Below are 18,382 nucleotides of genomic sequence, written 5' to 3' on the forward strand. Positions count from 1 at the left end.
CGGATTTCGGCGTCCCCTGCTTCGGCCGGGCCGCAGGCGAGCGTCGGCCGCGGTTTTTTGCGCCGGCGAAGCTGCGCCGCGGATGAACATCCCCTCCTGAGCCGCTCAACCAGTGGCGCCGTCGAAGGCACGTGCCGGCGCCTGCCGGCTGAAGCTGACGCGAGAGGAGGGGGCTGGAGCTCCGGAATGACGGATTTCCTGTTCGTCCATAACCACTTCCCGGGCTCCTTCGGATTTCTCGCCGAGGCGTTGCAGGATCGGGGGCACCGCTGCGCGGCCATTGCCGGGGAAGGCGCACCGGGTCTCGACGGCCTGCCGATCCTGCGGTGGCGTCCGGGACGGAAGGCGACGCCGGGTCTGTTTCCGCTCGCCCATCCCATGGAAACGGCGCTGATCAACGCCACCGCCGCCCTGCGATGCGCCATCGACCTGCGCAAGCACGGCTTCGATCCGGCCGTCGTCGTCTGCCATCCGGGGCGCGGAGAAACGCTGCTGCTGAACCAGATCTTCCCTCGTGCGCGCCGGCTCGCCTACGCCCCGTACTATCGGGCGGAGGGGGATGCGCTGGGCTTCGATCCGGAATGGACGCGGCCGCCCAACCTCGAAGACCGTCTGCGCGACCGGGCCGGGAACGCGGCCCTGGCCATGGCCTATGCCGAGGCGGAAAGGCTCGTCTGTCCCACCGAGTTCCAGCGCAGCCTCCTGCCGCCGGCCCTGCGGGCGCAGGCGAGCGTGATCCACGAGGGCATCGATACGGATGTGGTGCGCTACGATCCCGATGCGGCGCTGCGTCTGCCGAACGGGCGCGTCCTGACCAAGGCGCGGCCCGTCGTCACCTTCATCGCCCGGCAGCTGGAGCCCTTGCGCGGCTTTCCGACCTTCATGCGTGCTCTGCCGCGCCTGCTCGAAGCGGTGCCTCAGGCCGAGATCCTGATCGTGGGAAGCGACGGACGCCGGGACGCCGCGGCGAAGGGAGCCTCGGCGCAGACTTGGAAGGCGCGCCTCCTGACTGAGCTCGACGGCCGGCTCGATCTCGAGCGCATCCACTTCGTGAGCCGTCTCTCGCATGACGAGATCCTGGCCGCCCTTTCCGTAGCGACGGCCCATGTCGCCTACACTTATCCCTTCTCGCTCTCGCGGGTCTTCCTGAAGGCGATGGCCTGCGAGTGTCTCGTGATCGCCTCCGACACCGCACCCGTGCGGGAGGTGATGCGGGACGGCGTGAACGGGATCATCCGAAACTTCTTCGACGCGGATGCGCTGGCGGAGGCGCTCATCCATGCCTGCCGCATGCCGGAACGGACGCGCCCTCTGCGGGAGGCGGCCCGGCGCACGGTCATCGAGCGCTACGACCGGCGCCGGCACTGCCTGCCGACCTGGCTCGCACTCCTCACCTTTCTCGCGGACACGCCGGCCCGTGCTTGAAAATCGATGGCCGTTCTTCGAGAGGACGCTTTACCGTGCCTGGAACAGGTGCAGGCTGAAACCGCTGTCGTCGTCGATCCAGAGGCGGACCGGCTCCCAGCCCTGCGCCGTCGCGAGGGCCCGGAAGACCTCGGGTGGGTACTTGTGCGAGGTGTCGGTGCGGATGCTCTCACCCGCCTCGAAGCGGATCGTTTGACCCCCGAGCTGATAGGTGCCTGCTCGAAGGGCTACGAGGTGGGCCTCGACCCGGAATGGATCCTCGGCGAGCCGCGCCTCGTGACGGAATGCGCTGCGGTCAAAGTCGCTTCCGAGCTCCCTGTTCAGCCGGTCGATGAGATTAAGGTGGAGGGCCGCCATCAGGCCGCCGGCCTCGCCGTAGGCGCGGCGTAGACGGATTGGGTCGCGGGTCGGGTCGGCGCCCACCAGGAAATGGCTCGGCCCCAGCGTTTCGCGAGCGCGTGCGAGGAAGCCGCCCGCCTGCTCCGGTGTGAAGTTGCCGATGCTGGTGCCGGGGAAGAAGCCGAGGATCGGCGGTGCCGCCGCCCCCGGCGGCAGGCGGACCGGCTTCGAGTAGTCGGCGACGACCGGCATCATCGCCACGCTCGGATAGTCCGATGCGAGCCGCCGGATCGCCGCTTCGAGATAGGCGCCGGATATGTCGAGGCCGAGAAAGGCGGCAGGCGCCTTCAGGGCGTCGAGCAGGGTGCGGATCTTCCGGCTCGCACCGCTGCCGAACTCCACGACGCTGACGCCCGGACCGACCAGGGCTGCGACCTCGGCGGCAACCTGCGGCAGGAGCGCCATTTCGCGCTTCGTCGGGTAGTAGTCGGGATGGGCGCAGATCCGGTCGAACAGGTCGGAGCCGGTCTCATCCCAGAGATACTTGCCGGGCAACGTCTTCGGGTTGCCCGACAGGCCGGCCAGTGCGTCGCGCAGGAATTCTGCGCGCTCGCTTGTCCCATCCTCTGCCACGCCTTCCGTCGCGCTCATCGCACGCCGTCCCGGCGCGTCGCGGTGAGGACGACGAGGGCGATGCGCTCGGCTGCCGCGTAGCCGGGGTCGTCGAGTTCCTCGCCGTACTCGTCCGGATCGAACTCGCGGTAGGACCATTCGAGACCTGACCGTTCGCAGATCGCGCCCGCCTCGGCCCGGAAGCCGTCATGGCCCTCGACGATGGCCGAACCGGTGAACAGGACGAGGGAACCGCCCGGCGCCAGACGCTCGGCCGCCGCTTCCACGACGCGCAGCGAGAGCCCGGCACCGAGCGGCCCGCCGCCGTGCCGATAGGCCCGCTCTCCGGCATCGACCATGAAGGGAGGGTTGGAGACGATGAGATCGAACACGCCCTCGACGCCGCTGAGCATGTCGCTGTGGACAGTGCGCACGTTTTCGACGCCCGCGAGGCGGGCATTGATCCCCGCCACGCGCAGGGCTGCGGGATTGATGTCGACGAGAGTGACCTCGGCCTCGGGTAAGCGTTTGGCGACGAGGATGCCCGCCGCGCCCGAGCCGCAGCCGATATCGACGGCCCGCCGCGGCGCCGGTCGCCCGGTTCGGGCCCGCTCTTCGAGATGAGCGAGAACCGCCTCAGCGAAGCGCATCGTGTCGGGGCCGAAGAACACCGAATCCGCCGCGAGCGGCGGATAGGCGGCGTGCAGGAACAACTCGTCATCCAGGCTCGACAGGCGGATGCGCGCCTTCAGGAGGGTGTCGTCGGGACCCTCCTCAGCACGATCGAGCACGCCCGCCTGCTTCATCAGGTCGGTCAATCCGGCCGGGATCGCATCCTCGCGGAATGGGCGGCTCCAACCCAGTACGTCGCGCAGAGACCGGGCGACGGCGTTCTCAGGCCGGGCGTTGACCCGGGCATGCGTCGCGGGGGTCACCGTGGTGAAGCGGTAGCCGCTGTCGCGGACGGCGCGCGCCAGGGCGAGAAGCGCCTCGTCCGGATTCGCGTCGCGAGAGCTGGTCTCGGCCGGGCGGGTCAGGGTATCGGCCGTGGTCATCCTCAGCCCTCCATCTGTCCGGCGACGAAGGCGCCCGAGCGGAGATCCGCCGCGACCTGCTGCGCATCCCATTGCGCGGCTCCCTCCCGCCGCCGGTACGGGCAGACCCAATCGTCGGGCACCGCCCGTCCGCTGAACTGCCGTGCGGCCGAGCGCTCGCCATGCTGGGCCAGCATCGGATTCACCGAGCCGGTCCAGGCCACATCCCGCTCGACGATCGACTCGCGCAGCCGCTCGTAGCGACCCTCCGCGCGCAGGCGCTCGAACTGGTCGTGCAGATTGAACACCAGCACCGGATGATCGAAGCGGCGCGCCTTGCGGCTCGCGCCGGGATGCAGCCCGACGATGAAGAAGCCCTCGCCGCCCAGGCTCATCGAGAAATGCGGGTCGTCCGGGTCGGCCGAGACCCGCGGATCCTGAACATGTCCGACCCCGCTGTCACGGTCGGACAGCGACTGCATCCGGCGCCAGAGAGCCGCCTCGAAGGCTTCTTCCGTGAGGCTGCGGGAATCCTCGAACACGACGGCGAAGCTCTGGAACTGGTCGCGGCTGGCGCGGTAGCGGCAAATGAAGGCCAGGAGCGCCGGATAGATCCGCGCGTCGTCCGCATCGGAGGCGATGTCGCGGGCGACCAAGACCTTGAGCTGTCCGCGGGACAAAGCGGATTTGGCGCCGACGCAGGGGAACGGCTGTTGGCGGATGAAGTGCCGGAAGCGCTCAGCGAGCGGATGACCGGTGTCGTCGGTGGGCAGCAGCATGACACCTCGTGTGGGGCGGGCAAGCGGACGTCGCGACCGGACCTGACGGCCCGATTCGGTGAAGAGCGCGAGAGGGAAGCCGGCCGACACGCGGTCCGCCGGTCGTCGGAGAAGGTGAACTGCGCGGGGAACCTCGGCTCCCAACCATTGTTCCGCGAAGCTTGGGGATAACGGTGGGCATAAGCCCTGTTGGTCATCTGCGGATTGTCTTGATCAGCCGCGGCATCGTGGCGCAGACTTTGGTCGGCACGCGAAAACAACTTACCGACACAATTCCTTCAAGCGTCAAGACTCGATCTCGTAGTGAATCGGCTTGAAGGAGAAGTTGTTCGATTGCAGTGCCGAGCAGGCGGTCAGGCCGATGACGAGGTTCTCCTCCGCCACGAAGCTCACCCGGTCGCCGGCCCGGCTGAGCGGCGGGCGCACTGCGATCTCGCCGCTCTGCCCGTCGATGGTGACGTGCATGAAGACGTTGAAGGCGACCGGAATGCGGTCCGGCACGATGCCGTAGGGCGCCAGCGCATCGGCGAGATTGCCGAAACAGCCGCGGTGCGGATGTTCGTCGCCGTAGATGATCCGGAACGTGTCGGCCGAGCAGGGCGTGAGCAGGAAGTCGTGGCGGCCCACCGTGTCCTCGACGATGCGCAGGAGCACGTTCGAACGGTTGGAGTAGATCGGATCGCCCGTCGTCAGAAAGATGCGCGAGGCGTAGTCGATCGTGCGGCCCGAGGAGATGACCTCGTCGAGGTCGTCCCGCCGGAAAGCGACGAGGTCGGCCACCTGCTCCCCCTGGGGATCGATCACCGTGAGACGTTGGCCGCGGTCGAGGGTGAAGGCCGCCCCGGAGCGCGGCGGGATCTCGTGACGCACGGGTCGGCTCATCGGTCGTTCTCTCTCTGGTGCGGGGCAGGCCCGCGGGATCGCGCCGGTTCATCGCCGAACCAGGCTTGGCAGCAGTGATGGCGCGACGGGGGATCAGACGAGGGGCCCGTCGGGTTCCCGAACGGTGGCAACGTCCCGAGCCGTGGGGCGATACCGGAGACGCCTGCCCGTGGATGCACGATCCGACGAACGTTCCTCACCCCCCGGCGCGGCCGACCGGGACGGCTCTCGTCACATCGCCGAACTGACTCTGCGCGGCCTTCTGCTCGGCGCGGTGATCACGGTCGTGTTCATGACCGCCAACCTCTACATGGGACTGAAGACCGGGGTGACCTTCTCGACCTCGATCCCGGCGGCCATGCTCTCGATGGGCTTGCTGCGCCTGTTCGGCGGGTCCGGTATCCTCGAGAACAACATCGTCCAGACCCAGGGCTCGGCGGCGGGCACTCTGTGCAACGTCATCCTCGTCCTGCCGGGCCTCGTCCTGATCGGCCACTGGCACGGATTCCCGTTCTGGCAGACCACCGCCGTCTGCCTCATCGGCGGGCTGATCGGACTCGTCTACTCGATTCCCCTGCGGCGCGCGCTCGTGATGGGCGCCGGGCTTCCCTATCCCGAGGGCACCGCCGCGGCCGAAGTGCTGCATGCGGGCGAGGCTGGCGATCGCGGCGGCCTCAGCATCCTGCTCGGCGCGGCCGGGGCAGGCGGATTGATCGGGCTCGCCACCACCGGCTTCCGTCTCCTCGCCGAGGGCCTCCACGCCACCCTGGCGGTCGGGCCGGCCCTGTTTCGGTTCGCCACCGGCTTTTCCCCCGCTCTCGTCGGAGTCGGCTATCTCGTCGGGCTCGGTGCCTGCCTCGCCCTGCTCGCCGGCGTGGCCCTCGCCTGGGGCGTCGCGGTACCGCTGCTCACCGCCTTCGGCGGTGGCGTGGGCACCGCGGGTGCGGAGGCGGCGGCGCGGGCGGTTTGGTCGGAGAAGGTTCGCCTCATCGGTGCCGGCATCATCGCCGTCGGCGCGATCTGGACCGTTGCCTCCCTCGGCCGCTCCATCCTCGGCAGCATCCGCTCCGCCTTCGGTGCGGCGCGGGGCGGCGGCCACGCCCTGCGCCAGTTGCCCCGCCAGGAGCGCGACCTGCCGATCACCTGGGTCGCCGGTGCCTCGCTCCTTCTCGCGCTGCCGCTGGCGTGGCTCTTCGTCCATTTCAGCGCGGGCGCCGAACTCGGGGGGAGGCGCCTCGCGCTGGTGGCGGTCGCGACCCTGTTCACGGTCGGCTTCGGCTTCCTGATGGCGGCGGCCTGCGGCTACCTCGCCGGCCTGCTCGGCTCGTCCTCCAGCCCGATCTCCGGCATCGGCATCCTGACAACCCTGCTCGCGGCCCTGCTCCTGCCGCTTCTGCTCGGCCGCGCCGCCGGGCCGGAAGGCGAGCGCTTCGTCGTCGCCGCGGTCCTGCTGCTCTCGTCCATCGTCGTCACCACCGCCTCGATCGCCAACGACAACCTTCAGGACCTCAAGACCGGCCAACTTGTCGATGCCACGCCTTGGCGGCAGCAGGTGGCGCTGGCGGCCGGCGTCGGCGTCGGCGCCCTCGTCATCGCACCGCTCCTCGACCTCCTCTACAATGCCTACGGCTTCGCTGGTGCGCTGCCACGCGAGGGGATGGACGAAGCTTCGGCCCTGCCGGCGCCGCAGGCCGCCCTGATGACCCAGATCGCCGGCGGCATCGTGCGCGGCGAGTTGCCCTGGTCGATGGTGGCGACGGGGGGCGGACTCGGGGCACTTCTCGTCGCCCTTGAGGCACGTCTGCGCCGCAGTGGCCGCTCGTTCCCGGCGCTCACCGTCGGGATCGGCATGTACCTCCCGCTGGAGGTGGTCGTGACGATCGCCTTCGGCGGCCTCATCGGCTGGCTCGCCGCGCGCCGTCTGCGCCGGGCCAGCGAGGCCGAGCAGGCGGGCGGGCGCCGCCGCGGTGTGCTGCTGGCGTCGGGGTTCCTCGTCGGCGAGAGTGTCGTCGGCGTGCTGCTCGCGGCCGCCGACACACTGAGCGGCCGCAGCGCCTCCCTGGCCTTCGCGGCGGATGCGCTGGGCGGGGCCGGGCCGTGGCTCGGTCTCGTCGTCTTCATGATGGTGCTGACGGCGTTCTACCGTATCGCCTCGCACACGGACGAGGCGGGCCGTCGCGGCACTCGCTGAACTGTCCTCGATTTCGTCGCGATTTCCGGCGAGTCTGACGACGCGACCGCCCCGTTGCGACGGATCTCATGAACGCCCAAGCCCCGTCTCTGCCTTATCGCCAGAGCTTTCTCGACGTCTACCTGCGCGTCCTCAGCGCCTTGATGCTGCGCGATATGCGCAGCCGTTTCGGCGGAACCTATTGGGGCTATCTGGTTCAGGTGCTGTGGCCCTGCGCCCATCTCGCCATCCTTGTCGGCGCCATGACCTTTCGCGGCATCAAATCGCCGATGGGGGACGATCCGATGGTCTTCATAGCGTCGGGTGCACTCCCAGCGCTCGCCTTTCAGTACATCTCGCGTGAGGTGATGAAAGGTTACATGATTCACAAACCGTTGACCTACTTCCCGCAGGTGAAGCGCTTCGACACCGTCGTCGCGCGCATCCTCGTCGAAATCGTCAGCAGTTTCCTGGGCGTCTGTCTTGTCTGCGTCGTGCTCCTCTGTTTCGGTGCCGATCCTGTTCCTGTCGATATGACGATGGCCATCGGCGGCTATCTGGCCGCGATCGCGCTTGGAATTGGGGTTGGAACAATCAATGTTGGAATATGCTCAGTTTTTCCGGGATGGGCTCTTGGCTATATATTAGTAACTTTGACCTTATATCTATCAAGTGGTGTTTACTTCATAGCATGTTATATGCCAGATGAGATTTACTATTACATGAAATGGAATCCGATAACCCAGATCATCGAGTGGGTTCGGCTCGGCTATGATCCGACCATCCCTGTTCAGGTTGATTACCTCTACCTCTTCGGCTGGGTTTTCGGCAGCCTCACCATCGGTCTGCTGATGGAGCGTTACGTGGTGAGGGCGCAGCAATAGCCGAAGTCGGACGGTATCGGCCGGTCGAAGATCCGCCCAGCTGCAGGCTCCCGATCAACGCCCGGGACGGCAGGAGCGATTGGATGAAGAGGCGGCTCAAAAAATCGGCCAAGCCTCGAAAAAGGGGTTGAGTCCCGCCGATCCTCCGCTTATAGAACCGCCCATCGCCGACGCACTCAGCGCCGCCGGCGAGGCCAAGGACCGAAGCAGGTCGCGGCAAAAATGATGGGGCCTTAGCTCAGCTGGGAGAGCGCTTCCATGGCATGGAAGAGGTCATCGGTTCGATCCCGTTAGGCTCCACCATCATACTTCCTTCGCAGAGGACAGCGGCGCCCGGGAACTGGGTGCAAGATCTGCGAAGTCGTCACAAAGGTGATCCCATCAATGAGCGTGTGTCTGGGCTTGTTGCCGTCCCACGCGCCTCAGCCACTTCCTGCGCCAATCGGCCGCCTCGTAGCCGGCTGATGAGCGCATTTCGCCGTGCGCTCGTGCCCTAGCGGGCGACCTGCCACGGGCTGATGATGCGGGTCGGGGCCGAACCCGTTTCGGCACGGGCCTGTCGGTTGAGTGGCTCGATCGCCTCCCGAGAGCCGAGGCGGCTGGCCTTGGCGAGCAGTTTTCGCGCCTCCTCGGCCGGCACGGCACCGTGCGGCAGCATCATCGCCATCAATTGCCGACGAGTCTTTGCGTTGATCGTGCGCGATTGCTTCACGTCCTCGAAATCGCTCATCCGATGGCGCGCGGCTTTCGCACCGCGACCGCGATCGGAGCGACCCATGAAGACCTTGGGCCCGCTCGGCATGACGACGATGTCACCTGGGCGAAGGGTTTCGTCGCGCAGGAGAGCTGCGGTCGGATTGGCGGCGATCGCCTTCGAATCGACCGGTTGCTTGCCGCTGATCCCGGTGCCCTCATCCTTCGGCAGGGCTGCGTAGCGAACCTTCGGACGGCTCCGTTCCGCCGTTCCGCGGTGGCGGCGCCAGCGGTAGCGCTCGTTCACCTCGCCACCGCCGTAAGAGGGCACGACCGGTGCCGGGGCAGGCGCTGCTTGCCGTGGGGCGAAGAGCTGCTGAAACAGGCCGCCGAGACCGCCTTCTTGAGCGTGCACGCCGGCGACGGTGGAGAGGACAAGTGCGGACGAGGCCAGGACGAGCGCGAAGCGACGTCCGGAGCGGGGCGGGGTCGAGGGCATCGACGGCTCCTGAAGCGAGTGGTCGCGTTCGACCGATGCGCTGTCAACTGAAGCCGATCTTAACAGTTCCGGCGAAAACTTGGCGCGAATGTGGATTTTTTGGGGTGCCCGAGTTGAATACGCTTCTGCTCGGACGGTCTCCCGTCGGTGTGAACCCAAAGTCGGGGCGGAGGGTTGCCGATCAGCACCGCCGTCGAGGCGGTGGACGGAGCCGATCTCTCGATGCCTACCCTCAACCGAGATGTTCCCGGAGCTACCGAAGGTTCAGGCGGCGACCCGCGCTATCCGACTCTATGGACGATGGCGCTGGCGGCCGCGCTGCTCGGCGTCGTCGCGCTCCCGCGCCGACCTGTCGCGGTCGCGGGGCGAGCTCAGCCGCACGATGACCCAGCTCAGGATTCGGCCCGCCAGGAATCGCCTTCGCACGAGGGCGCTGACGCCCATCGGGTCGCGCGAACCCAGCACGACCGAGGCCGATCCGCCGACCGGCCGACCGAGGTGCCGGCCGCGGGTTGGAAGGACATCCTCAAGCGGACCTATCAGGATATCGGCGAGAATCGCCTCACCCTGGTGTCGGCGGGCGTGACCTTCTTCGTGCTCCTCGCAATCTTCCCGGCCATCGCGGCCCTGGTCTCCGTCTACGGGCTCGTCGCCGACGTCTCGACCATGAACCAGCAGATCGATGCGTTGCGCGGCGTGCTGCCGTCCGGCGGCGTCGATATCGTCTCGGAGCAGGTGAAGCGGCTGACGGAGAAGGGCGACACGACGCTCGGCCTCACCGCGCTGATCGGCATCGCCCTGTCGGTCTGGAGCGCCAATGGCGGCGTGAAACACGTCTTCGACGCGCTCAACCTCGTCTACAATGAGCGCGAGCGTCGCGGCTTCTTCAAGCTCAATCTCGTCTCGCTGGCCTTCACCGCGGGGGCGCTGCTCTTCATCGTGCTCGCGCTTGCCGGCATCGTCGCGGTGCCGGTGGCGATCCAATTCCTGGGGCTCTCGGGCGATGCATGGTGGCTGGCGCTGCTGCGGTGGCCGGCGCTGTTCGTCGTGGTGATCCTGATGCTCGCCGTACTCTACCGCTACGGCCCGAGCCGGGATGCGCCGCGCTGGCGCTGGGTGACGCCGGGCGGCACGTTCGCCGCCTTCCTTTGGCTGGCCGGCTCGCTGCTGTTCTCGTGGTACGTCTCGAATTTCGGCAGCTACGACAAGACCTACGGTTCGCTCGGCGCCGCCATCGGTTTCATGACCTGGATCTGGCTCTCGACCACGATCGTGCTGCTCGGCGCGCAGCTCAATGCCGAACTCGAGCACCAGACCGCCAAGGATACGACGGTGGGTGCGCCGAAGCCGCTCGGTACGCGGGACGCCCGCATGGCGGATACGGTGGGGGCCGCCGCCTGAGCGCGGCCCTCTCCGTCAGTTCTTGGTCCGGCTCGGGTCATCGGTGGGATCGAGGTAGTCCACGCTGAACGGACCGCTGCCGTTGACCTGAAGGACGACCGGCTCGCGCGTCGTCCAGAGCGCGTGCGGCATCTTCTCGGGGAGGAAGACGAAGCCGCCGGCCTTCAGTTCGGCGCCCTTCGTCCGGTCGATCCTCGTGCCGTGCTGATGGAAGATGGAGCCCGACAGGATCGTCAGCGTCTCGGCCTGGGAATGGGTGTGAGGCGCGATCACCGTGTCGGCGGGAAACTTTACCCGCAGCACGAACGGGCCCCGCTTCGACGGGTCGCCCGCCAGGATGCTGATCTCGGTCCCCTTCGGCAGATCGGGCGGCCCTTTCGCCCATTGTGCGGCGGATCCGTCGGCCAGGGTGACGGCGGCGGTGTGGGCGCCGTCCGTCCCGTCCGCGGCCCGTGCGGAGGGGAGGGGGCCTATCAGTGCGCCAGCCAGGGCTATGCCGAGCGCGGCGGCGCCCAGGCGTGATCCGAGGGTCATTCTTGTCCTCCCAGCATGCAATCGCGGGACAGGCGGCCGGTCGTCCCGTTCGCTCCAGCCGCGCGCGGCGGCAAACGTGGCGTCAGGGCCTTCGTTGCCTGTGGGCAGACCGGATCACGCAAAAGAGAACGGCGAGGCTCGCGCCCCGCCGTCCCAACTCAATGCCGAATGCTGACCGAGGCCGCTCAGTAGGCCGTGCGGCCGTAGGCGGCCGAACGGTCGAGCGGCTCGCCGTAACGGCCGTTGGCCTGATAGGCGGTGTAGCCCGCCGGACGGCGGACCGAGCCGGTGACGACATCGCCCGCGGCATCCACGGTACCGCCGACCACGTTGCCTGCCGCGTTCACGGTGCCGCCGACGATCGTGCCGGCCGCGCCGAGTGTGCCGCCAACGATGGTGCCCGCTGTATTGGTCACGCCGCCGACCACGTTGCCGACGCCGCCGAGAAGGCCGCCGCGCTCGCGGGCCGGGTCGATATGCGCACCCCAGACATTGAGAGTGCCGTCACGGTTGTAGCTGGCGCTGTCGGACGGAACGCCCTGCGCGAGGGTCGGGGTCGCGGCGAGGCCGAGAGCGACGGCGAGAGCGGCGGTGATCTTGGTGCGGTTCGTCATGATCTATCCTTCAATTGACTGTGCGGGCAGCTCTTCACGGGGCCTAACCTGTATTGTTGCCGGGTCTGGCTGCCGCCCGTCTTCGATGGACAGGATCTGGGATCGATGGTCGGGCAGACAATACACGTTTTGTCGCAGCGCAGCATCGATATAGTTCAGGGTAGGGGATTTGTGCGCGCAATTTCGTGCAGCGACACCGCGCGCATGCCAAAAACCGCAGTTTCACCAACGGGTTTCCGCATCTGCGATATGGAAAATCCGCCCGGTGCACGAGCGCACATGCGGCCGTGCCGTGGACGACTTTTTCGAGCCTTTCGCCGCTTGATTGGCCGATGAGCGGGCGCGGCGTTCGCCAACGCGCCGACGGCGCGGGCCTCCTTGATCGCGAGAGAACCGGGGACCTGCGGCATTTCCCGGCGCCGGGGCGATGTTCCGGGGCCGCCAAAATGCTCTATGGATCGACGCGCCCCGCCTCGGGGCCCCGCTCGCCGATGGCTGCTCGACCGATGACCGCTGAGACGCAACCGCAACCGGACAAGCCCGTCGGCGCCGACGACCGGGTGATCCTCGTCGACGGCTCGTCCTTCATCTTCCGGGCGTACTTCCAATCGATCAATCAGGACCAGAAGTACAACACGCGGCCCTCCGACGGCCTGCCGACGGGGGCGGTGCGCCTGTTCTGCACCAAGATCGCCCAGTTCCTTCAGGACGGCGCGGCCGGCGTGAAACCGACCCATCTCGGCATCGTCTTCGACAAGTCCGAGGGCTCGTTCCGCAAGGAGCTTTTTCCGGACTACAAGGGCCATCGCCCCGACGCGCCCGACGACCTCAAGCGCCAGATGCCGCTGATGCGCGACGCGGTGCGCGCCTTCGGCCTGCACGCGGTGGAGCTGGAGCGCTACGAGGCCGACGACCTGATCGCGACCTACGCGCGCCAGGCCGAGGCGCGGGGCGCCGAGGTGATCATCGTGTCCTCCGACAAGGACCTGATGCAGCTCGTCTCGGACAGGATCCGGTTCTACGACTTCGAATCCGGCGCCAAGGGCAAACCCGGCTACCGGCCCGAGCGCAACCTCGACCGCGACGCGATCATCGCCAAGTGGGAGGGGCTGACCCCGGAGCAGATCGGCGACGCGCTGGCGCTGATCGGCGACACCTCCGACAACGTGCCGGGCGTGCCTGGCATCGGCCTGAAGACGGCCGCCGCGCTGATCAAGGAATACGGCAGCCTCGCGCAGCTTCTTGAGCGGGCCGCCGAGATCAAGCAGCCCAAGCGCCGGGAGACGCTGCTGGCCAACATCGATCAGGCCAAACTCTCGCGCCGCCTCGTGGCGCTCGAAGAGAGTGTGCCGGTGCCGGTGCCCCTCGACGAACTCGGCGTGCCGCAGCCCGACCCGCAAAAGCTCGTCGGCTTCCTGAAGGCGATGGAGTTCAACACCCTGACGCGGCGCATCGCGCAGATGCTCCACGTCGATCCCGAGGCGGTGAAGCCCGATCCGGCGCTGCTGCCGGGCGCCCAGCCCCACGCCTACACCAACGCCGCCGGCGGCAGCGACGCGGTGCCGTTCTTCGGCGATGCCGTGCCGGTCGATCCCGAGACCGCCGCCGCCCCGGAACGGACCGACGGCGCGGCGCCGCCCGAGGCGAGGGAGGCCGATCCCTTCGCCGATCTCGACCTGCCGGATCAGGCCCCGAAGAAGAAGCGTGGCCCCTCCGAGCCGACGCCGGCCAACCTCGTCGCGGCCCGCGCGGCGGAGGCGGTCAAGCCGTTCGACACCTCCGCCTACGAGACGATCTCGACGGTGGAGCAGCTGGAGACCTGGATCGCCGAGAGCTACGAGGCCGGCGTGATCGCGGTCGATACCGAGACCGACGCCCTCGACGCGGCCAAGGCCGGCCTCGTCGGGGTCTCGCTGGCCACCGCGCCGGGGCGCGCCGCCTACATCCCGCTCGCCCATGTGAAGCCCGAGGTGAAGGGCGGCGACCTGTTCGGCGACGGCGGCGCGGGCGCGGACGATTCCGACAAGCAGCCCGGCCAGATCGATTTCGACACGGCCCTGAAGCTGCTGAAGCCGCTGCTGGAGGATCCCGGTACGCTCAAGGTCGGGCAGAACCTGAAATACGATCTCTCGGTGCTGCACCGCTACGGCATCGACGTGGCGCCCTTCGACGACACGATGCTGATCTCCTACGTGCTCGATGCCGGCAAGGGCGGGCACGGCATGGACGAACTGGCCCGCCGCCATCTCGGCCACCAGCCGATCACCTTCGCCGACGTCGCCGGTACCGGGCGCAACAAGGTCACCTTCGACCGCGTGGCGATCGACAAGGCCACCGCCTACGCGGCGGAGGACGCCGACGTGACCCTGCGCCTGTGGCGGATGATGAAGCCCCGCCTCGTCGCCGAGCACCGGGTGACCGTCTACGAGACCCTGGAGCGTCCGCTCGTGCCGGTGCTGGCGCGGATGGAGCGGGCGGGCATCGCCATCGACCGCAACATGCTGAGCCGCCTCTCCGGCGACTTTTCGCAGATCCTGGCGCGGCTCGAAGAGGAGATCCAGGAGGACGCCGGCGAAAAATTCCAGGTGTCCTCGCCGAAGCAGATCGGCGACGTGCTGTTCGGCAAGATGGGCCTGCCCGGCGCCAAGAAGACGCCGTCCGGCCAGTGGGCCACGCCCGCGACGTTGCTCGAAGAGCTGGCCCAGGCCGGCCACGACCTGCCGAAGAAGATCCTCAACTGGCGCCAGCTCTCCAAGCTGAAATCGACCTACACCGACTCGCTGCAGGAGCATGCCGACCGCGGTACGAACCGGGTCCACACCTCCTTCGCGCTCGCCGCGACGACCACGGGCCGGCTCTCCTCCTCGGACCCGAACCTTCAGAACATACCGATCCGCACCGAGGAAGGGCGGCGCATCCGCCGCGCCTTCGTCGCGCCCGAGGGCAAGAAGCTGATCTCGGCCGATTACAGCCAGATCGAGCTGCGCCTGCTCGCCCACATCGCCGACATCCCGCAACTGCGCGAAGCCTTCGAGCAGGGACTCGACATTCACGCGGCCACGGCCTCCGCGATGTTCGGCGTGCCGCTCGACCAGATGACCGGCGACCTCCGGCGGCGCGCCAAGACCATCAATTTCGGTATTATCTACGGCATCTCGGCCTTCGGTCTGGCCGACCGCCTCGGTATCGGCCGCGAGGAGGCCTCGGCCTTCATCAAGCAGTATTTCGAGCGGTTTCCGGGCATCCGCGACTACATCGACACCACCAAGCGCTCGTGCCGCGAGAAGGGCTACGTCACGACCCTTTTCGGTCGCGTCTGCCACTACCCGCAGATCCGCTCCAACAACCCGTCCGAACGGGCGAGCGTGGAGCGTCAGGCGATCAACGCCCCGATCCAGGGCACCGCCGCCGACATCATCCGCCGCGCCATGACGCGGATGGAGGATGCGCTGGAAGCGAGAAAGCTCACGGCGCGGATGCTGCTGCAAGTGCACGACGAACTGGTGTTCGAGGTGCCGGACGACGAGGTGGTGGCGACGATCCCGGTGATCGCGCGCGTAATGGAGGAGGCGCCGGCGCCTGCCCTGTCACTCAGCGTGCCGCTGGTGGTCGAGGCGCGAGCGGCGGGGAACTGGGAAGAGGCGCACTGACCGCCGGTTCGCCTGCGCTGTCACTGCTGATACGGTCTCCGCTGGATCGCTTCGGTGTCTCTTCGTCATTGCGAGGCGAAGCCGTGGCAATCCAGGGCTCCGCATTTTCCGGAGATGTCGCGCCCTGGATCGCTTCGGCTTCGCCTCGCGATGACGGTGTCGGGCAAAAACTGAAGCGATCAACCGGAACCGGTATGACACGACAGTCCTCATGCTGAGGCGCTGCGTCAGCAGCCTCGAAGCACGCCGCGACGCTTCTCCCAGCAAAGGGGCGTCACGGACTCGACCGTTCCGGCGTGCTTCGAAGCCGAGCTTCCGCTCGGCGACTCAGCATGAGGAGCGTCGAGGTTACCAAAGTCGGTCGATCAAAAATCGCCGGCCGTCCTGTGCGCGAGCCGGATCGGCTCCGGCAGGCGGTATTTCGGCGAGCAGGCCAGCACCAATTCGACCGCGCTCGGGATGTCGGCGAGGTGGCCCGGCGAGATGAAAAGCGGGAGTGTGGCCGTGCGCGTACGGACCACGGCGCCGACGGTCTCGCCGCGGTCGATCAGGGGAACGTGCGCACCCTTCTCCTCGGAGAGCGGCGCATTGGTGCCGACGAGCCGGGTCTTGCCGACGCCGATGGTCGGGCGCTGCAGCCACAGGCCCATATGGCTGGCGATGCCGATGCGGCGGGGATGGGCGGTGCCCATGCCGTCGAACAGGAAAACGTCCGGCTCCGCTCGCAGGCGCTCGAACGCCTCTTCCAGAACCGGCCCCTCGCGGAAGCTGAGGAGGCCGGGGATGTACGGAAACGGCGTCGGCCGCTCGGCGACCGCCGTCTCGACGAGCAGGAACCCCGGAAAGGTCACGACGACGACGGCCGCGCGGGAACGCTCGTTCTTCACGCTGACATCGACGCCGGCCACCAGCCGCACCGCGCCGAGATCGATCGGCCGATCAGCCACGATCTCGGTGCGAAGCCTGCGCTGGAGCGCGACGGCCTCGGCCGGCGTCAGGTCCCAGGCATGGCGCGGGTGAAGCTCCATGCCGCGAACCCCGTCAGTTGGCGAAGCGGAAATGCAGCACGTCGCCGTCCTGCACCACGTAGTCCTTGCCCTCCAGCCGCAGCTTGCCGGCATCGCGGGCGCCCGCCTCGCCGTTCAGCGCCGTATAGTCCTTGAAGGCGATGGTCTCGGCGCGGATGAAGCCCTTCTCGAAGTCGGTGTGGATCACGCCTGCCGCCGCCGGGGCGCGCGTCCCCTTGGTGATGGTCCAGGCGCGGGCCTCCTTCGGGCCGACGGTGAAGTAGGTGACGAGGCCGAGCAGGTCGTAACCGGCGCGGATCACCCGGTTGAGGCCCGGCTCGGTCAGGCCCACGGCTTCCAGGAACTCGGTCTGGTCGGCCGGCGGCATCACCGCGATCTCGCTCTCGATCTTGGCCGAGACGACGACGGCGACCGCGCCCTCCGCCTTCGCCCGGTCGAACACCGCCTGCGACTTGGCGTTGCCCTTGTCGGCGTCGCCCTCGTCGACATTGCAGACGTAGAGCACGGGCTTGGCCGTCATCAGGCCGAGCTGCTGGAACAGCCGCTCCTCCTCGGGCTTGCGCTCCACGAGCCGGGCCGGCTTGCCGTCGCGCAGGAGCGGCAGGGCGCGGTTGACGAGGTCCAAAAACTCCTTGGCCTCCTTGTCGGAGCCCTTGGCGCGCTTCTCCAGGGCAACGACCCGCTTCTCAAGGCTGTCGAGATCGGCCAGCATCAGCTCGGTCTCGATCGTCTCGATATCGGCGATCGGATCGACCTTGCCCTCGACATGGGTGACGTCGCCGTCCTCGAAGCAGCGCACCACGTGGGCGATCGCATCGACCTCGCGGATATTGGCGAGGAACTGGTTGCCGAGGCCCTCGCCTTTCGATGCACCGCGCACGAGGCCGGCGATGTCGACGAAGGTCAGTCGCGTCGGGATGATCTCCTTCGAGGAGGCGATCTTGGCCAGCTCATCGAGGCGCGGATCGGGCACGGCCACCTCGCCGACATTCGGCTCGATGGTGCAGAACGGGTAGTTCGCGGCCTGGGCCGCGGCGGTCTGCGTCAGCGCGTTGAAGAGGGTCGACTTGCCGACGTTCGGCAGGCCGACAATGCCGCATTTGAAGCCCATGGCTGGTCCTAGAAATCCGTTGTGATCGGTCGGGGGCCGCGCCCGGAAGCCCGCTCCATCGGGGTCCGGTGGGCTCGTGTCAATTCGCGTCGCGCGCTTTCGCCTTTCCGGCCTCCGCCGGCGTCTTCACCGCGTCCCAGCCGCGGCCGGCCATGGCCAGATGCACCTTGTTCTGGAAGCTCGCATCCTCGCCGGCCGCGAGCAGCGGCGCATGGTCGGCGGTGGCACGGCAGAGATCCTCGACCCAGGGCTCCTCCGACTTGGCGAAGTCGTTGAGGACATAGGCGTGCACCAGCGCCTTGTCGCCGGGATGCCCGATGCCGAGGCGGACCCGGCGGTAATCGTTGCCGCACAGAGCGGTGATCGAGCGCAGGCCGTTATGGCCGGCATTGCCGCCGCCGAGCTTCACCCGCAGCTTGGCCGGCGCAAGGTCGAGTTCGTCGTGCAGCACGATCACGTCGGCGAGCGGGATCTTGAAGAAGCGCTGCGCCTCGCCGACCGAGCGGCCGGATTCGTTCATGAAGGTCTGGGGCTTCAGCAGGATGGCGCGCTCGGAGCCGAGCAACACCTCGGCGGCCTCTCCCTGGAAGCGGCGCCGGAACGGGGCCGCCCGGTGGACGCGGGCGATCTCGTCCACGGCCATGAAGCCGATGTTGTGGCGGTTGCGCGCGTAGCGCTGCCCAGGATTTCCCAATCCGACGATGAGCCGCATGCGTGCTCCCGATAC

The 18,382-nt window shown here is 67.9% G+C and carries 15 protein-coding genes and 1 tRNA gene; 6 read left to right on the plus strand and 10 right to left on the minus strand.

Annotation, left to right across the window (positions count from 1 at the left end; translation table 11 throughout):
• The first annotated feature begins 186 nt into the window (after positions 1-186).
• Positions 187-1,425: a glycosyltransferase gene (locus tag MPPM_RS12915; protein ID WP_096485418.1), complete on the plus strand. Its 1,239-nt coding sequence runs from the start codon at positions 187-189 to the stop codon at positions 1,423-1,425.
• 30 nt (positions 1,426-1,455) lie between these two features.
• Here the strand turns inward: MPPM_RS12915 and egtD are convergent, their stop codons facing one another.
• The 4 genes from egtD to MPPM_RS12935 all read right to left on the minus strand — a co-directional run bounded on the left by egtD (position 1,456) and on the right by MPPM_RS12935 (position 5,071).
• The gene (gene egtD, locus MPPM_RS12920; RefSeq protein WP_096485419.1) at positions 1,456-2,415 is read right to left on the minus strand and encodes an L-histidine N(alpha)-methyltransferase; all 960 of its coding nucleotides are present in this window, start codon (positions 2,413-2,415) and stop codon (positions 1,456-1,458) included.
• Complete coding sequence (locus MPPM_RS12925; protein WP_096485420.1) at positions 2,412-3,431, minus strand: class I SAM-dependent methyltransferase; 1,020 nt, start codon at positions 3,429-3,431, stop codon at positions 2,412-2,414. Before MPPM_RS12925 ends, egtD begins: the two co-directional genes overlap by 4 nt.
• Before the next feature lie 2 nt (positions 3,432-3,433).
• Complete coding sequence (gene gntA / locus MPPM_RS12930) at positions 3,434-4,189, minus strand: guanitoxin biosynthesis heme-dependent pre-guanitoxin N-hydroxylase GntA (protein WP_096485421.1); 756 nt, start codon at positions 4,187-4,189, stop codon at positions 3,434-3,436.
• Positions 4,190-4,474: 285 nt separating this feature from the next.
• Positions 4,475-5,071: a DUF1989 domain-containing protein gene (locus MPPM_RS12935; protein ID WP_096485422.1), complete on the minus strand. Its 597-nt coding sequence runs from the start codon at positions 5,069-5,071 to the stop codon at positions 4,475-4,477.
• A 169-nt stretch (positions 5,072-5,240) separates the two neighbouring features.
• Here MPPM_RS12935 and MPPM_RS12940 point away from each other — a divergent pair, with 169 nt between their 5' ends.
• From MPPM_RS12940 to MPPM_RS12950, 3 genes are all read left to right on the plus strand, one after another.
• Positions 5,241-7,262, plus strand: a complete 2,022-nt coding sequence (locus MPPM_RS12940; protein ID WP_096485423.1) for an OPT family oligopeptide transporter — start codon at positions 5,241-5,243, stop codon at positions 7,260-7,262.
• Positions 7,263-7,330: 68 nt separating this feature from the next.
• Positions 7,331-8,125 (plus strand): ABC transporter permease, encoded by a 795-nt coding sequence (locus MPPM_RS12945; protein ID WP_096485424.1) that lies wholly within the window; start codon positions 7,331-7,333, stop codon positions 8,123-8,125.
• A gap of 227 nt (positions 8,126-8,352) precedes the next feature.
• A tRNA-Ala gene (locus MPPM_RS12950) sits at positions 8,353-8,428 on the plus strand.
• Between the two features lie 190 nt (positions 8,429-8,618).
• Here the strand turns inward: MPPM_RS12950 and MPPM_RS12955 are convergent.
• Positions 8,619-9,476, minus strand: a complete 858-nt coding sequence (locus tag MPPM_RS12955) for a hypothetical protein (RefSeq protein ID WP_244573554.1) — start codon at positions 9,474-9,476, stop codon at positions 8,619-8,621.
• A gap of 63 nt (positions 9,477-9,539) precedes the next feature.
• Between MPPM_RS12955 and MPPM_RS12960 the strand changes: the two genes are divergently transcribed.
• Complete coding sequence (locus MPPM_RS12960) at positions 9,540-10,718, plus strand: YihY/virulence factor BrkB family protein (RefSeq protein ID WP_096487836.1); 1,179 nt, start codon at positions 9,540-9,542, stop codon at positions 10,716-10,718.
• A gap of 15 nt (positions 10,719-10,733) precedes the next feature.
• Here the strand turns inward: MPPM_RS12960 and MPPM_RS12965 are convergent, their stop codons facing one another.
• Entirely contained in the window at positions 10,734-11,252 is a 519-nt protein-coding gene (locus MPPM_RS12965) for a cupin domain-containing protein (RefSeq protein ID WP_096485426.1), read from the minus strand.
• Positions 11,253-11,437: 185 nt separating this feature from the next.
• On the minus strand, positions 11,438-11,866 hold the full coding sequence (locus tag MPPM_RS12970; RefSeq protein ID WP_096485427.1) for a hypothetical protein: 429 nt from the start codon (positions 11,864-11,866) through the stop codon (positions 11,438-11,440).
• Positions 11,867-12,372: 506 nt separating this feature from the next.
• On the opposite strand from MPPM_RS12970, the gene polA reads away from it, so the two are divergent.
• Positions 12,373-15,516, plus strand: coding sequence for a DNA polymerase I (polA, locus tag MPPM_RS12975; protein ID WP_096485428.1), 3,144 nt, complete (start codon positions 12,373-12,375; stop codon positions 15,514-15,516).
• A 365-nt stretch (positions 15,517-15,881) separates the two neighbouring features.
• On the opposite strand, the gene nfi is transcribed toward polA, so the two are convergent.
• The 3 genes from nfi to pth all read right to left on the minus strand — a co-directional run bounded on the left by nfi (position 15,882) and on the right by pth (position 18,367).
• Entirely contained in the window at positions 15,882-16,544 is a 663-nt protein-coding gene (gene nfi, locus MPPM_RS12980) for a deoxyribonuclease V (protein ID WP_096485429.1), read from the minus strand.
• Positions 16,545-16,557: 13 nt separating this feature from the next.
• Positions 16,558-17,655, minus strand: coding sequence for a redox-regulated ATPase YchF (ychF, locus tag MPPM_RS12985; protein WP_012454294.1), 1,098 nt, complete (start codon positions 17,653-17,655; stop codon positions 16,558-16,560).
• A gap of 79 nt (positions 17,656-17,734) precedes the next feature.
• Positions 17,735-18,367, minus strand: coding sequence for an aminoacyl-tRNA hydrolase (gene pth, locus MPPM_RS12990; RefSeq protein ID WP_096485430.1), 633 nt, complete (start codon positions 18,365-18,367; stop codon positions 17,735-17,737).
• Positions 18,368-18,382 lie beyond the last annotated feature (15 nt).

The sequence above is a fragment of the Methylorubrum populi genome, assembly GCF_002355515.1.
GTDB classification, from domain to species: Bacteria; Pseudomonadota; Alphaproteobacteria; order Rhizobiales; family Beijerinckiaceae; genus Methylobacterium; species Methylobacterium populi_A.

Coding starts and splice junctions, on each gene's coding strand:
- MPPM_RS12915 (WP_096485418.1), top strand. CDS start 187: ATGACGGATTTCCTGTTCGTCCATAACCACTTCCCGGGCTCCTTCGGA.
- egtD (WP_096485419.1), bottom strand. CDS start 2,415: ATGAGCGCGACGGAAGGCGTGGCAGAGGATGGGACAAGCGAGCGCGCA.
- MPPM_RS12925 (WP_096485420.1), bottom strand. CDS start 3,431: ATGACCACGGCCGATACCCTGACCCGCCCGGCCGAGACCAGCTCTCGC.
- gntA (WP_096485421.1), bottom strand. CDS start 4,189: ATGCTGCTGCCCACCGACGACACCGGTCATCCGCTCGCTGAGCGCTTC.
- MPPM_RS12935 (WP_096485422.1), bottom strand. CDS start 5,071: ATGAGCCGACCCGTGCGTCACGAGATCCCGCCGCGCTCCGGGGCGGCC.
- MPPM_RS12945 (WP_096485424.1), top strand. CDS start 7,331: ATGAACGCCCAAGCCCCGTCTCTGCCTTATCGCCAGAGCTTTCTCGAC.
- MPPM_RS12960 (WP_096487836.1), top strand. CDS start 9,540: ATGCCTACCCTCAACCGAGATGTTCCCGGAGCTACCGAAGGTTCAGGC.
- MPPM_RS12965 (WP_096485426.1), bottom strand. CDS start 11,252: ATGACCCTCGGATCACGCCTGGGCGCCGCCGCGCTCGGCATAGCCCTG.
- MPPM_RS12970 (WP_096485427.1), bottom strand. CDS start 11,866: ATGACGAACCGCACCAAGATCACCGCCGCTCTCGCCGTCGCTCTCGGC.
- polA (WP_096485428.1), top strand. CDS start 12,373: ATGACCGCTGAGACGCAACCGCAACCGGACAAGCCCGTCGGCGCCGAC.
- nfi (WP_096485429.1), bottom strand. CDS start 16,544: ATGGAGCTTCACCCGCGCCATGCCTGGGACCTGACGCCGGCCGAGGCC.
- ychF (WP_012454294.1), bottom strand. CDS start 17,655: ATGGGCTTCAAATGCGGCATTGTCGGCCTGCCGAACGTCGGCAAGTCG.
- pth (WP_096485430.1), bottom strand. CDS start 18,367: ATGCGGCTCATCGTCGGATTGGGAAATCCTGGGCAGCGCTACGCGCGC.